This window comes from Amycolatopsis sp. NPDC114478 (assembly GCF_055633805.1).
On sequence record NZ_JBVKDO010000015.1, the window covers coordinates 1 to 12,503 of the forward strand.

Here is a 12,503-nt window from a genome sequence, read left to right on the forward strand (position 1 = left end):
CCGCTACGAACGCAAACCCACCCACTACCTCGCCTTCCTTACCCTCGCCGCCGCCATCACCTGCTACAAGAAACTCGCCAAATGAGACAAGCCCTAAGCGATACCTCTTTTCCGCGCGTAGCGTTGAGCCGTTTCGCCCCGACATCCGTGTTGTGGGCACGGTGGTGGGATAGGGGAATGCGGGGATAGTGCCATGAAACATCCGGGGCCGTTGTTCACATTGCTCGCCGGGGTCGTGCTCGCCGGCGGGATCGGGATCGTCAACCTGGCTACCGGGACGGGCGTCGGGCCGGTCGCCGGGGCCGCCAACGCGGCCGCCGGCAGTTCGGTGGCCCCGCCCAAGACGTCGGAAGCGCCGAAAACCGAGGCGCCCCAGGCACAAGCACCCGCGAGGGCGGACTACGCCGGGCGCGTCACCGGCGGCGGCGCGTCCGTCGCGGTGTCGGTGCGCGACGGCCACGCGATCGCCTACCTCTGCGACGGCAAGAAGGTCGAAGCCTGGCTGCAGGGCGTCACGGTCGGCGGGAAGCTCGACCTCAAAGGGGCGAAGAACTCGAGCCTGACGGGCAGCTTCGATGCGGCGGCGGTGACCGGCACGGTGACGGCGTCCGGAAAGACGTGGCAGTTCACCGCGCCCCCGGCGAAGAAACCCGCGGGGCTCTACCGCGCGACGCCCAAGGTGAAGGGCAAGCAGGCGAAGGTCGGCTGGATCGTGCAGCCCGACGGCAGCCAGGTCGGCATCCTCACTACGGACGCGGACTCGGCGGCCGCCCCCGCGCTCGACGCGGCGGCCGGCACCGCGACCGTCGACGGGGCAGCCGTCACCGCCGAGCCGCTCAGCGGCCTGACCGGGTCCGGTGACTTCTGATGACCACGGCGGGCAACCGCGCCGCGGCCGCGCTCCTCGTGCCGCTGGCCGTCGGCGCCGTCGTCTCGGTGGCGCTCGGCGTCTACGGCAACCTGCACACCCCGACCGGCGTCGCGGTCGACGTCGCCGGCTTCTCCAGCCCGCAGTCGGTGAAGGCGTGGCTGGCGACGGTAGTCGTCGTGCTGGCCGTCGTGCAGCTGCTGTCGGCACTGGCGATGTACGGGAAACTGGGCCGGACCGTCCCGGCGTGGGTGTCGCCGGTGCACCGCTGGTCGGGGCGGCTGGCGTTCCTCGTCTCGATCCCGGTGGCGCTGCACTGCCTCTACGCGCTCGGGTTCCAGTCGTTCGACACGCGCGTCCTCCTGCACTCGCTGCTGGGCTGCTTCTTCTACGGCGCGTTCGTCGCGAAGATGCTGCTGCTGCGCAAGGACGGCGCGCCCGGCTGGTCGCTCCCGGTCCTCGGCGGGCTCGTGTTCACCGCGCTCGTCGGGCTCTGGCTGAGCGCGTCGCTGTGGTTCTTCACCCAATCGGGCTTGACCTTCTAGGGGGCGATCGTGGGCAACGACGAAACGGACCGGGCGGTGACCCGCCGGACCGCGATCGCGGTGGCCGGGGCGGGCCTGGCGGCGGGCTGCAGCACCTACGGCGGCGGCTCGGGAGCGCCGTCCTCGGCCGCGCAGCAGCCCGCGGCACCGGGCGGCACCGAGCTGGGCGCGACCGGCGACGTCCCGGTCGGCGGCGGCAAGGTGTTCGCGGACAAGCAGGTGGTGGTGACCCAGCCGGCAGCGGGCACGTTCGCGGCCTTCTCGGCGATCTGCACCCACCAGGGCTGCACGGTCGACACCGTCGCGGACGGCACGATCAACTGCCCGTGCCACGGCAGCAAGTTCAAGATCGCCGACGGCTCGGTCGCGCACGGCCCGGCGGCGAAGCCCCTCGACAAGAAGCAAGTCACCGTCGCGAACGGCAAGATCACGCTGGCCTAGGTGTAGGCCTTCGCAACGGTCATCCCCGCTATCGTCCACAGTGGACCCGACGTGTCCAGCGCACCGGACAGGACGGTCCCGTCCGCGCAAGCGAACCGGGTCCCCGAATCCTCGGGGACGGCTGCGCACTGCGCGCCGTTCACCAGCGCCAGCAGGAACGGGTCCGCCGTCCCGCCGGGGTCCGGCGGCGTGGGCAAGGCGCCGCTGTAGGTCAGCGCCACCGCCTTCACCGCCGAGACCGGGCAGACCACCCGCGTTCCCGGGACGGCGAAGCACGGGTCGTACGTCGTGCCGCCGCTCGTGCAGCGGTACGCGTCGTGGCGACCGGACACCGCGGACACCGACGCGCACGCGCCGGTCGCGCGGCCCGTCGTGGCTCGCGGCTGGTACTCGACGGTCTGCGTGAACCGCTGCGCGCGGCTCGTCGTGACCGGGACGGTGAAGTCGGGCTGCGCCGCGGCGAGACCGGCCGTCACCGGTCCGATCCCGGGCTCGAGGAACCGGCGCACCACGTCGCCACCGGCCGGCCGGCACGACCCGAGCGCGGCCCACACGGCGGCCTCCGGCCGGTCCGCGGTGACGTGCTCCGCGCCGGCGTCGGCGGCGCAAGCCAGCACCTCGGGCGCGGGCCCGGCGGCGTCGGTCATGCCGAACAGCGCGGCGAGGCGGTGCGCGGCCGCCGCGAGCGCGGTGCCGATCGCGGGGCCGGGCTCGGCCTGGCCGCGGACGGTGCCGGGAAGCCGGCCGAACGGGACGTCGTAGGTCACGGCGGCGCCCGGCCAGAGCAGGTCACGCTGCCGCGGACGCCCGGACGGCTGGCCGACGGTGACCGTCCGGGCGGTCGGTTCGGGCCAGCCCGGCGGCGGGGTGAGCCGGTAGGGCACGCGGGCGTTCGACGTCAAGGTGACACTCGCGCGGCCACCGCCGGCGGTCACGCAGGGGGACAGCGGCGGCGCCGAGCCCAGGGCGACGACGACGCCGTCGGAGCCGGCCGAGCGGCCCGCGCAGCCCGGCCGCGGCGCGGGATCCGGCACGGCCTCACGGCCCAGCGCGGCGAAGTCCAGCAGCCCGCCCCAGAACGCGCCCGGCCGGGCGAGGTCCGCGACGATGCTCCGGCTCGCGGCGTCGTAGACCGCGGGGACGAGCGTCCGCCCGCCGATGACGACGGGCCCGAACCCGGCCGGCGGGGCCGCCGGTACCGGGATCCGCACCCGGACCGGCCCGGCGCCGTCGAAAGCCAGGTCCGCGCCGCCGCCGACCCGTCGCGTCAACGGCGCCGCGGCGGCCGGTTCGGGCGCGGGCCGCACCGAGACGCGGGTCCCGGCGGGCGCGTCGACCTCGATCCCGGCGACCGTCCCACCCGGACTCGCCGTCGCGGAAAACCGTTGCTGCACCAGCACTCCGGCCGCACCGAGCAGCAGCACGAGCACCGCCGCGGTCAGTGCGAGCCGGGCCGGCCGGTCGTTCGTGGCCATCGGCGCCTCCCGGAACACCTACCTCCGGCAAGTCACCGGACGCATCCCGGTCGTTAGCCGCCGTGGCCCAACCGTGACCGCGCCCGACCTGGGCTGGGGTGGTGGCCGAGCTCGCCCAAGTGAACGTCGCGGTGCCGCGGGCCCCGCTCGACGACCCGGTGATGGCCCGGTTCGCGAACGCCCTCGACGCCGTCGCGCGGCTCGCCGAAGCGGCGCCCGGGTTCGTCTGGCGGCTCGGCGCCGAATCGGGGCACGCGGTCCTCGCCACCTCCGCCGGCGTCGAAGTGGTCGTCAACGTTTCGGTGTGGCGCGACTACCGCAGCCTGCACGAGTTCGTCTGCCGCAGCGCGCACGGCAGGTTCCTCCTGCGCGCCGCCGCGACTGGTTCACGCCGGCGCCGCCGCCCGCGACCGCCCTGTGGTGGGTGGCCGGCGGCCGGCAGCCCACTGTCGGCCAGGCGCTCGCGCGGCTGGGATTCCTGCGGGACCACGGACCCTCGCCGCAGGCGTTCACGCCGGTGCACCGGTTCACCGTGGACGGACGCCGCTGCCGGTAATCGGTCGCCGCCCGGCGGGCTGTCTGGCACCATCGGACCGGTGAGCCCGCTCGAGATCGCCTGCGACGAGTCGGGCTCCGAGGGCGAGAACCTCGTCGGCGGCGAGACGGACGTCTTCGCCCACGCCGGCGTCCGGCTGACACCGGAGGACGCTCGCGCCTGCGTGAGCGAGATCCGGGCCCGGATCGGCTCGCCCGCCGAGGAGTACAAGGCCAACCACCTGCTGCGCGCCAAGCACCGCGCGGTGCTGGAGTGGCTGCTCGACCCCGGCGGCCCCCTCGCCGGGCGCGGGCACGTGCACCTGACCGACAAGACGTTCTTCGCCGTGCGGGCCGCCGTCACGCTGCTGGCCGAGCACGGCACCGACACGATGGCGCGCACCCTCCACCGCACCGGCCCGGCCGCGTTCGGCGCCGAGCGCTGGGCGTACTTCCTGGCCGCGTTCACCAGCGTGCTGCGGCTGCGGCCGCGGCGCGGCGTGACCACGTCGCCCGCCGAGTTCTTCGCCCTCGCCCGCGAACTCGCCGCGGTCCCCGGCGAGGCCGGCGAAATCGTCGCTCTCCTCGCGGACGGCGCCGGCCGCGTCGACGGCTACCGCGTCCGGCTGGCGACCGACCCCGGGCTGGTCCCGGTGCTCGATCCGCTGGTGCCCGCGGTGATCCACACCGTCCGGCACTTCAGCGCCGGCGGCACCCCGGTCGCCCTGGTCCACGACGAGCAGCTGGCCCTGACCGGCGAGCGCGTGCTGCAGCTCAAGGCAACGCTCGGGCACCGGCTGGCCGGTGTCCGGTTCGTCGACTCGCGCTCCGACGCCCGCGTGCAGGTCGCCGACTTCCTCGCCGGGGTCGCCCGCCGGATCGCCTCGGACGCGCTCAACGGGCGCGGCGACCCGCGGCTCACCAAGCTACTGAAGTCCTTTGTGGACACCGAGTCCGTGTGGAACGCGCTCAGCAGTTGACGATCTGCGTCGGCGACGAGGTGTTGTCGAGCCGCTTGACGTACGCGCCGCCGCTGCGGTGGGCGCACGCCGCGTCCTTCGTGCCGAACGGTCCACTGTAGACGGCGTACACGTCGGCACCCTCCACCCGCTGCCGCAGCGAGCCGCACCCCGTGCTCGGCGCGTGCAGGTACCCCGCGCCCGGGTGGGCGTCCAGGAACCGCTGGACGTCGGCGCGGTAGCGGCCCGGGGTGATGGCGGACCCGAGGATCACGACGAACGAGCCGTCGCACGGCGGCGTGCTCATCGCCGTCGCCAGGCCGAGGTCGGCGCCGCCCACGACGCTGGTGGACGTCCGGACGCTGACCTGCGTGGTCGTGACCGGCGGCGCGGTCACCGGCGCCGCCGCGGGCGACGTCGTCGAGGGCGGGGCCGAGGGCGGGGTCGAGCCGGAAGCGGCCTGCGACGACGGCTTGAGGACGGTGAACCACCCGACGACGGCCACGAGCGCGAGCAGCGCCACCGCGGCGACCAGCCACGGCACCTTCGACGGCCGCCGGGGCGCCGGGCCCGGCGCCATCCGGGTGGCCTGGCGGGTCGGGGGAGCGGCGACGGGGACCGGGCTGGTGCCGCCGAGCGCGGCCCGGGCGGCGGCCGCCAGCTCCGTCACGCTGCCGAAGCGCACCGCGGGGTCTTTCGCCATGCCCCGCGCGATCACACCGTCGAACGCGGCGGGCAGCCCGGGCCGCAGCGTGCTCGGCAGTGGCGGCGGCTGGTGCAGGTGCGCGCCGATCAGCGACGCGGCCGTCGCCGCCGCGAACGGCTTGCTGCCGGTCAGGCACTGGTGCAGCACGCACGCGAGCGAGTAGACGTCGACGCGGTGGTCGGCCGGCCCGTCGGTGAAGCGCTCGGGCGCCATGTAGTCCAGGGTGCCGACGGCGCCGCCGGTGGCGGTGATCCCGGTGGCGGGCCCGGCCGCGCGGGCGATGCCGAAGTCGACGAGGTAGGCGAACCCGGTCGCGCCGACCAGTACGTTCGACGGCTTGACGTCCCGGTGCACCAGGCCTTCGGCGTGCGCGGCCGCCAGGGCCTGGGCGACCTGCCCGACGACGTCGACCGCCTCGGCCGGGCCCAGCGGGCCGCCCGCGGCCAGCCGGGTGCCGAGGTCGTCGCCGTCGACGAGCCGCATGTCGAGGTAGAGCCGCCCGTCGATCTCGCCGTAGGCGTGGATCGGGATCACGTGCGGCTCGCGCAGCCGTGCCACCGCGTGCGCCTCGCGCCGGAACCGCTCCTGGAAGGCGCGGTCGGCCGCGAACTCCGGAGCCAGCAGTTTCAGGGCCACGATGCGGTCGTGGCGGGAGTCGTAGGCGCGCAGGACCTCGCCCATGCCGCCCCGGGCGATCAGCGACTCGACGCGGTAGGGGCCGAACTGCCAGCTCACGCGCTTCCTTCCCGCAAGGCACCCGACACCGGGAAGTCTGCCGCGCGCGGCGTTGCGTTACAGCCGATTAGCTGACTATGGTCAGGTAATGGACTCCGGCCTGGTCACGGGCGTCCGCCGGTTCAACCGGACGGTCACCCAGCGCATCGGCGCGCTCGACGACGCCTTCCTCGCCCGCGCCCGCCCGCTGGGCGAGGCCCGCGTGCTGTGGGAGATCGGCGCCGCCGGATGCGACGTTCGCGAGCTGCGGGCACGGCTCGACCTCGACTCCGGCTACCTCAGCAGGCTGCTGCGCGGGCTGGAGCGCGACGGCCTGGTGCGCGTCGGGCCGAGCCCCGCCGACGGCCGCGTCCGCACCGCGCGACTCACCGAGGCCGGGCGGGCCGAACGCGCCGCGCTCGACCGGCTCTCCGACGACGCCGCGGCCGCGCTGCTCGCCCCGCTGTCCGCCGGCCAGCGCACCCGGCTCGTCACGGCGATGGCCGAGGTCGAGCGCCTCCTGACGGCCTCGGCGGTCGCCGTCGCACCGTGCCCGCCCGCGCACCCGAACGCCCGGCACTGCCTGGACGCCTACTTCGCCGAGCTGGCCCGCCGGTTCGACGACGGCTTCGACGCGGCGCGCAGCATCTCCGCGGCCGACGCCGAGATGACCCCGCCGGCCGGTGTCCTGCTGGTGGCCAGGCTGCACGGCGAGCCGGTCGGCTGCGGCGCGCTGAAGGTCCGCGACGGCGCGCCCGCCGAGGTCAAGCGGATGTGGGTGGCGCCGTCGGCCCGCGGGCTCGGCCTGGGCCGGCGGCTGCTGGCCGAGCTGGAGGCGTACGCGGCCGGCTTCGGCGTCCGCACCCTGCGGCTGGAGACGAACCGCGCGCTCGACGAAGCGATCGGCCTCTACAAGGCGGCGGGCTACCGCGAGGTCCCGGCGTTCAACGACGAGCACTACGCCGATCACTGGTTCGAGAAGCACCTCCCGGGCGTACGTACCCTGGCCTAGTGCGGACCCGCCCCACCCTGACCTGGACGTCCCCGGACGCGCCGCTGCCCCGGACCTCGAGCCTCGACGAGCTCGCCGACGTCGTCGCACGCGGGCGCGTCGCCGTGCTCAGCGGAGCCGGGCTGTCGACGGAGTCCGGGATCCCCGACTACCGCGGCGAGTCCGGCAGCCTGCGCCGGCACACGCCGATGACCTACGACGAGTTCGTCACCAGTCCCGAAGGACGCCAGCGGTACTGGGCGCGCAGCCACCTCGGCTGGCGCACCATCGCGCGCGCCGACCCGAACGACGGCCACCGCGCGGTCGCCGCGCTGCGCGAGGGCGGGTACCTCGGCGGCGTCATCACGCAGAACGTCGACGGCCTGCACCAGGCCGCCGGCACCGCGGACGCCGTCGAGCTGCACGGCAGCCTCGACCGGGTGATCTGCCTGGACTGCCGCCGCACCAGCCCGCGCGCCGAGCTGGACCGGCGGCTGCGCGCGGCGAACCCGGACTTCGGGGGCGCGGCCACCCGGATCAACCCGGACGGCGACGTCGAGCTGCCCGAGGACGTGGTCCGCCGGTTCACGCCGGTGCCGTGCGTCTCGTGCGAGGGCGTGCTCAAACCGGACGTCGTGTTCTTCGGCGAGAACGTCCCGCGGCCGCGGGTGGAGCAGTGCTACCGCCTGGTCGACGAGGCCGGCGCGCTGCTGGTGCTGGGATCCTCCCTGACGGTGATGTCGGGCCTGCGGTTCGTCCGCCACGCGGCGGCGGCGGCGGGCAAGCCGGTGGTGATCGTCAACCACGGCGAGACCCGCGGCGACCGGTACGCGTCGGTGCGCGTCGACCTGCCGCTGGGGCGGGCGCTCACCGAGCTGGCGGCTCGGCTGGGGTGCGCGGTCGGCGGGGATCGCGACCGAAGCGCGTGAGCACCCGGTCTTGCCGGGACGCGATGGGCGCGCCGGCCGGCGGATCGGCGAAGACCCGGGAGTTCAGCGCCAGCCCCGCGAAGATGTCGTCGTAGCTCTCGTCGATCCACGCGACGAGACCGGGGTCGAGCGTCTCGTCGGCGCCCAGCGCGCGGGCGAGGTCCCAGGTGTGCACGGTGCTGTCGGCGGTGCGGACGGCCAGTGCGCGCCGCCCGGTCAGCTTGCCCAGCGGGTAGTCGACGACCCGGTCCAGCGCGCTCTCGTCGGCGAAGGCCTCGGCGCAGGCCCGCACCGACTCGGTGAACGCGGTCACGGGGTCGTCGCCGAGGGCGTCGGCGTCGCGGGCGGCCAGGAAGTCCTCGCGGGTGGCGCCGCGGAGAAGCCCGATGTAGTTGAGGTTGCCCCGGGTCATGTGGTTCACCAGGGCGCGGACGTCCCATTCGGTGCACGGTGTCGGCGCGGCCCAGCCGTCGGGCGGGATCGCGCGGACGTGCCGTTCGAAACCCTTGCTGGCGACGAGAAAGCGATCGAGGAGCATGCCCGCCAGTCTGGCCCGGTGCCGCGCGCCGCGCAGGCGGGTTTCGGACACCGTGGACGAGCCGGCCCGGGGCGGGTTGGGGGAAACGCGCCCGGGACCGGCTCTGCGACGGACCTCCACAGCCGGTCGTTGCCTGCAAGACGTCGCCGCCGCCCCGGGCGTTACGGTGCCGACCGTACCGATCCGGCCACAGCCACAGCCGCGCGGGAGCCGGCCTACTTTTCGCCGGATCGGTACGCCGGCTGCAACCCCGTCCACGACCAGCGCGGCACCGCCAGCCCACCGGGCACTTCCCCGGCCGGGCCGCGGTAGGTGAGCACCTCCGCCACGGCCCACTCCATGTAGGACCGCAGCGCGGCGCGGAACTCGGGGTCGGCGGGCAGGCCGGCGTCGTCCGCGGCCCGCACGAAGCAGTCGACGAACCGGCGGCCGAGGTCGCTCATGTCGCCGTTGCCCGCGTGCATCCGCAGCACCGCCGAGTGGTCGCTGCACTCGGCCGAGAACCGCGGCGGGCCGCCCATGACCTCGGCCCAGTACCAGGCCAGCCGTTCGACGTGCCGGGGATTCTGCCCCGGGTGCGAGAACGGGTGGTTCAGCTCGGGGTCGGCCAGGCAGCGCTCGTGGTGGGCGGCGGCCAGCGCGAGGAACGCGGGGTCGCCGCCGGCGAAGTCGTACAGCGTCGGACGCACGCGTCGAGCCTGGCACGCCGGGCCGCCGGACGCCAGGACCTCAGCGCGCCGCGGCGGCCGCGCGCTCGGCGGCCGGGGTGAAGCCGCCGAACTTCTCCACCGCCCGCTGCACGTCCTCGGCGACGAGGTCGTGGTTCAGGGCGCCCGCGGCGGCCGCGCCCTGGGCCGCGGCGATGATCACCGTCGCCCGCGCGTCGGCGACGTTCCCGGCCGCCCACACGCCCGGCACGTTGGTCTTGCCCATCGGGTCGGTGGAACCTTCTTCGTAGCCGAGCCCGCGCAGCAGTTCGTCGTGCGGGACCGTCCGCGTGCGGATGAACAGCGCCACCCGCGGCACGAACCGCGTGCCGAGCTCGACCCCGGTGAGGTGCCCGTCTTCGCGCCGCACGGCCGTGACGGTCCCGTCGACGACCCGGATGCCGCGCGCGTCGAGCCGCGTACGGTCCTCTTCGGACAGTGGCGCGGTGTGCGGGAAGTACACGACGTCCGGCGACCACTGGCGCACCAGCAGGGCGTGCTCGACGCTCAGCGGCTCGGTGCCGAGGACGCCGAGCGGCTGGTCGCGGACCTCGTAGCCGTGGCAGTACGGGCAGGTGACGGCGTCGGTGCCCCAGCTTTCGCGCAGGCCGGGGATCCCGGGCAGGTCGTCGTGGACGCCGGTGGCGACCAGGACGCGCCGGGCGGTGAGTTCGCGGCCGCTCGCCAGCTCGGCCGTGAAGCCCGCTTCGAGGCGGGTCACCTGGTCGTCGAGGACCTCGACGCCGTAGCCGGCGAGCTCCTCGCGGCCGATCTTGAGCAGTTCGGACGGCGACAGGCCGTCGCGGGACAGGAACCCGTGCATGTGCCGGGCGGGCGCGTTGCGCGGCGAGCCGCCGTCGACGACCGCGACGCGCCGCCGCGCCCGGCCCAGCATCAGGGCGGCGCTCAGCCCCGCCGCGCCGCCACCCACCACCAGGACGTCATAGCTGTTTTCGGTCATGCCGCCACCTTGGGCCGGGCATCGCGATTCCGACAACAAATGTTGCCGTTTCCGCAACGAGGGCGTTTCCTGGGGGGATGACGGACGCGATCACCCAGGCCCTCTCCGAGGTCGGCCCCCGCCTCAAGCGGGTCCGCACGCAGCGGCGGGTCACGCTGGCCGACCTCTCGGCCGCGACGGGCATCTCGAAGAGCACGCTGTCCCGGTTGGAGTCCGGGCAGCGCAAGCCGAGCCTCGAGCTGCTCCTGCCGATCGCGCAAGCCCACCAGGTGCCCCTGGACGAGCTGGTGGGCGCCCCGGAGGTCGGCGACCCCCGCGTCCGGCTGACCGCCCGCCGCCTCCCGCGCAGCAACGGCGCGTCGATGACGGTCCTGCCGCTGACCCGCCAGCCCGGCGCGCCCCAGGCGTTCAAGATGATCCTGGAACCGGAGACCGGCGAGCCCGACCCGCAGGTCCACGAGGGGTACGAGTGGCTGTACGTCCTGTCGGGCCGGCTCCGCCTGATCCTGGCCGACCGCGACCTGACGCTGGGCCCGGGCGAGGCGGCGGAGTTCGACACGAGGCTGCCGCACTGGTTCGGCGCGGTCGGCCGGCCCGCGGAGATCCTCAGCCTGTTCGGGAAACAGGGGGAGCGGCTGCACCTGCGGGCCAAGTCCCGGTGACCATTTCGAAGTCACTTCGGTCACGGCGTGACGAGAACGGTACCTACGGTCCGTAACAATCTCGTGCGGTCCGGCGCACTTATATTCATGACTGTCGATCGGAACGCCGTCCAAGACGTGGTGGTGTTCATTCCGGGGATCATGGGTAGCGCGCTCGCCGATGCTGAAGGACGGGCTGTTTGGTCGATCAGCCCCGGTTCCCTTGTCCGGGCCATCCGGACCTTCGGCGAATCGGTCAAAGCCCTGACCCTGCCGGAGGACATCGGCGACGAGCATCCAGGCGACGGTGTGCGAGCTCTGGGCGTGATCGGTGGCCTGCACGTCATCCCGGGGGTGTGGAGCCCGATCGGTGGCTACGCCGGACTCCTGAGGCTGCTTCGCGGTCGCCGGTTCAACCTTGTCGAATTCGATCGCAAACACCCCGAAGTCGCCTCCAACTTCTTCGTGTTCGCCTACGACTGGCGGCTGTCGAACCGCTACAACGCGCGCTTGCTGGCCAAGAAGGTCGAGGACCTGCTCTCGCGGTGGCGGAGCCTGCCGGGCAAGGAAGACGCGCGACTCGTGCTTGTGTGCCATTCGATGGGTGGCCTGGTCGCACGGTGGTTCCTGGAACACGAGAACGGCGCGGAGCTGACCCGGAGCCTGATCACGATCGGCACGCCACATCGCGGTGCGACGAGGGCCCTGGGCACGTTGGTCAACGGGATCGCCCCGGGCGTGGGCCGGTTGCGTCTCGATCTCACCGGAATGGTCCGGAGCATGCCATCGCTGCACCAGTTGCTGCCGACCTTCGACTGCCTCGAGCTTCCCGGCGGGAAGCGAACCAGCTTGACCGGGGTGGGGATTCCAGGGGTCGGTTCAAAGGCATTGGCCGACGCCGCCAAATTCCACGCGGATCTTCGCAACGGGGGTTCTCCGTACACACTGCACAAGATCGTCGGAATCCGGCAGCCGACCGTGACCACAGCGCGGATCGTCGCTGGACAGGTGATCCTTTCCGAAGAAATCGACAACCGGAATCAGGGCGGTGACGGGACGGTGCCAAGGCTCTCGGCGGAGCCCGTCGCCGGGCGTGGTTCCGAAGTCCACGAGGTTGCCGAACATCACGGCGAGCTGCACAACACGCGTTCCGCTCTGGATTTGATCGACGGAATCCTCTCCCGGGAGGACGTGGTCTGGCAACGCGGCGTACCCGGATCGATCAGCGCTGTGATGCCTGAGCTCTGTGCGCCGGACGAAGCGCCGGAGGTGACCATCCGCGACCTCGACGACCGTCGGCTTCAGGTATCAGTAACAGACGAAACGGGCAGTCAGGTCGGGCAACCCGTGGTGGTCCGGCCGGATGGCCGGGCGATGCTCGAACCGCTGCCGCCCGGAGGCTATCTGGCGACGGTCGGGAGCGACGTTGCCGGAGGGCCGGAGCCGGTGCGCGTCCCTTTCCTCGTCTGGGACCCGGCAGTTTCCCCAGCTTGA

Annotated in this window: 14 protein-coding genes and 1 pseudogene; 10 read left to right on the forward strand and 5 right to left on the reverse strand. The window is 73.7% G+C overall.

Annotated features, from left to right (window positions below; genetic code table 11):
* Positions 1–193: 193 nt before the first annotated feature.
* The 3 genes from ACZ7OH_RS33960 to ACZ7OH_RS33970 are packed head-to-tail and all read left to right on the forward strand — an operon-like array spanning position 194 to position 1,854.
* A complete protein-coding gene (locus ACZ7OH_RS33960) occupies positions 194–868 on the forward strand; it encodes a hypothetical protein (protein WP_470284584.1) in 675 nt (224 codons plus the stop codon).
* On the forward strand, positions 868–1,413 hold the full coding sequence (locus ACZ7OH_RS33965; protein WP_470284585.1) for a DUF6529 family protein: 546 nt from the start codon (positions 868–870) through the stop codon (positions 1,411–1,413). The genes ACZ7OH_RS33960 and ACZ7OH_RS33965 overlap by 1 nt, the downstream gene beginning before the upstream one ends.
* 9 nt (positions 1,414–1,422) lie before the next feature.
* Complete coding sequence (locus tag ACZ7OH_RS33970) at positions 1,423–1,854, forward strand: Rieske (2Fe-2S) protein (RefSeq protein WP_470284586.1); 432 nt, start codon at positions 1,423–1,425, stop codon at positions 1,852–1,854.
* Here the strand turns inward: ACZ7OH_RS33970 and ACZ7OH_RS33975 are convergent.
* On the reverse strand, positions 1,851–3,329 hold the full coding sequence (locus tag ACZ7OH_RS33975) for a hypothetical protein (protein WP_470284587.1): 1,479 nt from the start codon (positions 3,327–3,329) through the stop codon (positions 1,851–1,853). The genes ACZ7OH_RS33970 and ACZ7OH_RS33975 overlap by 4 nt on opposite strands.
* Before the next feature lie 119 nt (positions 3,330–3,448).
* Between ACZ7OH_RS33975 and ACZ7OH_RS33980 the strand changes: the two are divergent.
* The 3 genes and pseudogenes from ACZ7OH_RS33980 to ACZ7OH_RS33990 all read left to right on the forward strand — a co-directional run.
* Positions 3,449–3,682 (forward strand): annotated as a pseudogene (locus ACZ7OH_RS33980) (DUF3291 domain-containing protein); the annotation flags it as partial.
* Positions 3,634–3,885: a DUF3291 domain-containing protein gene (locus ACZ7OH_RS33985; RefSeq protein WP_470284783.1), complete on the forward strand. Its 252-nt coding sequence runs from the start codon at positions 3,634–3,636 to the stop codon at positions 3,883–3,885. The pseudogene ACZ7OH_RS33980 and the gene ACZ7OH_RS33985, both read left to right, overlap by 49 nt.
* Positions 3,776–4,843 carry a DUF3800 domain-containing protein gene (locus ACZ7OH_RS33990; protein ID WP_470284784.1) on the forward strand — a complete coding sequence of 356 codons (1,068 nt, stop codon included), beginning with the start codon at positions 3,776–3,778 and terminating at the stop codon, positions 4,841–4,843. Before ACZ7OH_RS33985 ends, ACZ7OH_RS33990 begins: the two co-directional genes overlap by 110 nt.
* On the opposite strand, the gene ACZ7OH_RS33995 is transcribed toward ACZ7OH_RS33990, so the two are convergent.
* Positions 4,833–6,263, reverse strand: coding sequence for a serine/threonine-protein kinase (locus ACZ7OH_RS33995; protein WP_470284588.1), 1,431 nt, complete (start codon positions 6,261–6,263; stop codon positions 4,833–4,835). The two genes, ACZ7OH_RS33990 and ACZ7OH_RS33995, sit on opposite strands and share 11 nt — an antisense overlap.
* Positions 6,264–6,351: 88 nt before the next feature.
* On the opposite strand from ACZ7OH_RS33995, the gene ACZ7OH_RS34000 reads away from it, so the two are divergent.
* The gene (locus ACZ7OH_RS34000) at positions 6,352–7,254 is read left to right on the forward strand and encodes a bifunctional helix-turn-helix transcriptional regulator/GNAT family N-acetyltransferase (protein ID WP_470284589.1); all 903 of its coding nucleotides are present in this window, start codon (positions 6,352–6,354) and stop codon (positions 7,252–7,254) included.
* Positions 7,254–8,162 carry an NAD-dependent protein deacetylase gene (locus ACZ7OH_RS34005; RefSeq protein ID WP_470284590.1) on the forward strand — a complete coding sequence of 303 codons (909 nt, stop codon included), beginning with the start codon at positions 7,254–7,256 and terminating at the stop codon, positions 8,160–8,162. Before ACZ7OH_RS34000 ends, ACZ7OH_RS34005 begins: the two co-directional genes overlap by 1 nt.
* On the opposite strand, the gene ACZ7OH_RS34010 is transcribed toward ACZ7OH_RS34005, so the two are convergent.
* The 3 genes from ACZ7OH_RS34010 to ACZ7OH_RS34020 form a co-directional block, all read right to left on the reverse strand.
* Positions 8,101–8,700: a TIGR03086 family metal-binding protein gene (locus tag ACZ7OH_RS34010; protein WP_470284591.1), complete on the reverse strand. Its 600-nt coding sequence runs from the start codon at positions 8,698–8,700 to the stop codon at positions 8,101–8,103. The genes ACZ7OH_RS34005 and ACZ7OH_RS34010 overlap by 62 nt on opposite strands.
* Before the next feature lie 215 nt (positions 8,701–8,915).
* Positions 8,916–9,389, reverse strand: a complete 474-nt coding sequence (locus ACZ7OH_RS34015) for a group II truncated hemoglobin (protein WP_470284592.1) — start codon at positions 9,387–9,389, stop codon at positions 8,916–8,918.
* Positions 9,390–9,429: 40 nt separating this feature from the next.
* The gene (locus tag ACZ7OH_RS34020) at positions 9,430–10,368 is read right to left on the reverse strand and encodes an NAD(P)/FAD-dependent oxidoreductase (RefSeq protein WP_470284593.1); all 939 of its coding nucleotides are present in this window, start codon (positions 10,366–10,368) and stop codon (positions 9,430–9,432) included.
* 77 nt (positions 10,369–10,445) lie between these two features.
* Between ACZ7OH_RS34020 and ACZ7OH_RS34025 the strand changes: the two genes are divergently transcribed.
* Both ACZ7OH_RS34025 and ACZ7OH_RS34030 read left to right on the forward strand, forming a co-directional pair.
* Positions 10,446–11,030 carry a helix-turn-helix domain-containing protein gene (locus ACZ7OH_RS34025; RefSeq protein WP_470284594.1) on the forward strand — a complete coding sequence of 195 codons (585 nt, stop codon included), beginning with the start codon at positions 10,446–10,448 and terminating at the stop codon, positions 11,028–11,030.
* Positions 11,031–11,117: 87 nt separating this feature from the next.
* Positions 11,118–12,503 (forward strand): esterase/lipase family protein, encoded by a 1,386-nt coding sequence (locus ACZ7OH_RS34030; protein ID WP_470284595.1) that lies wholly within the window; start codon positions 11,118–11,120, stop codon positions 12,501–12,503.

Excerpts from the sequence above, each read along its gene's own strand:
- ACZ7OH_RS34020 (WP_470284593.1), bottom strand. The coding sequence starts at position 10,368 with ATGACCGAAAACAGCTATGACGTCCTGGTGGTGGGTGGCGGCGCGGCG.
- ACZ7OH_RS34025 (WP_470284594.1), top strand. The coding sequence starts at position 10,446 with ATGACGGACGCGATCACCCAGGCCCTCTCCGAGGTCGGCCCCCGCCTC.
- ACZ7OH_RS33975 (WP_470284587.1), bottom strand. The coding sequence starts at position 3,329 with ATGGCCACGAACGACCGGCCGGCCCGGCTCGCACTGACCGCGGCGGTG.
- ACZ7OH_RS34030 (WP_470284595.1), top strand. The coding sequence starts at position 11,118 with ATGACTGTCGATCGGAACGCCGTCCAAGACGTGGTGGTGTTCATTCCG.
- ACZ7OH_RS33960 (WP_470284584.1), top strand. The coding sequence starts at position 194 with ATGAAACATCCGGGGCCGTTGTTCACATTGCTCGCCGGGGTCGTGCTC.
- ACZ7OH_RS33965 (WP_470284585.1), top strand. The coding sequence starts at position 868 with ATGACCACGGCGGGCAACCGCGCCGCGGCCGCGCTCCTCGTGCCGCTG.
- ACZ7OH_RS34010 (WP_470284591.1), bottom strand. The coding sequence starts at position 8,700 with ATGCTCCTCGATCGCTTTCTCGTCGCCAGCAAGGGTTTCGAACGGCAC.
- ACZ7OH_RS34000 (WP_470284589.1), top strand. The coding sequence starts at position 6,352 with ATGGACTCCGGCCTGGTCACGGGCGTCCGCCGGTTCAACCGGACGGTC.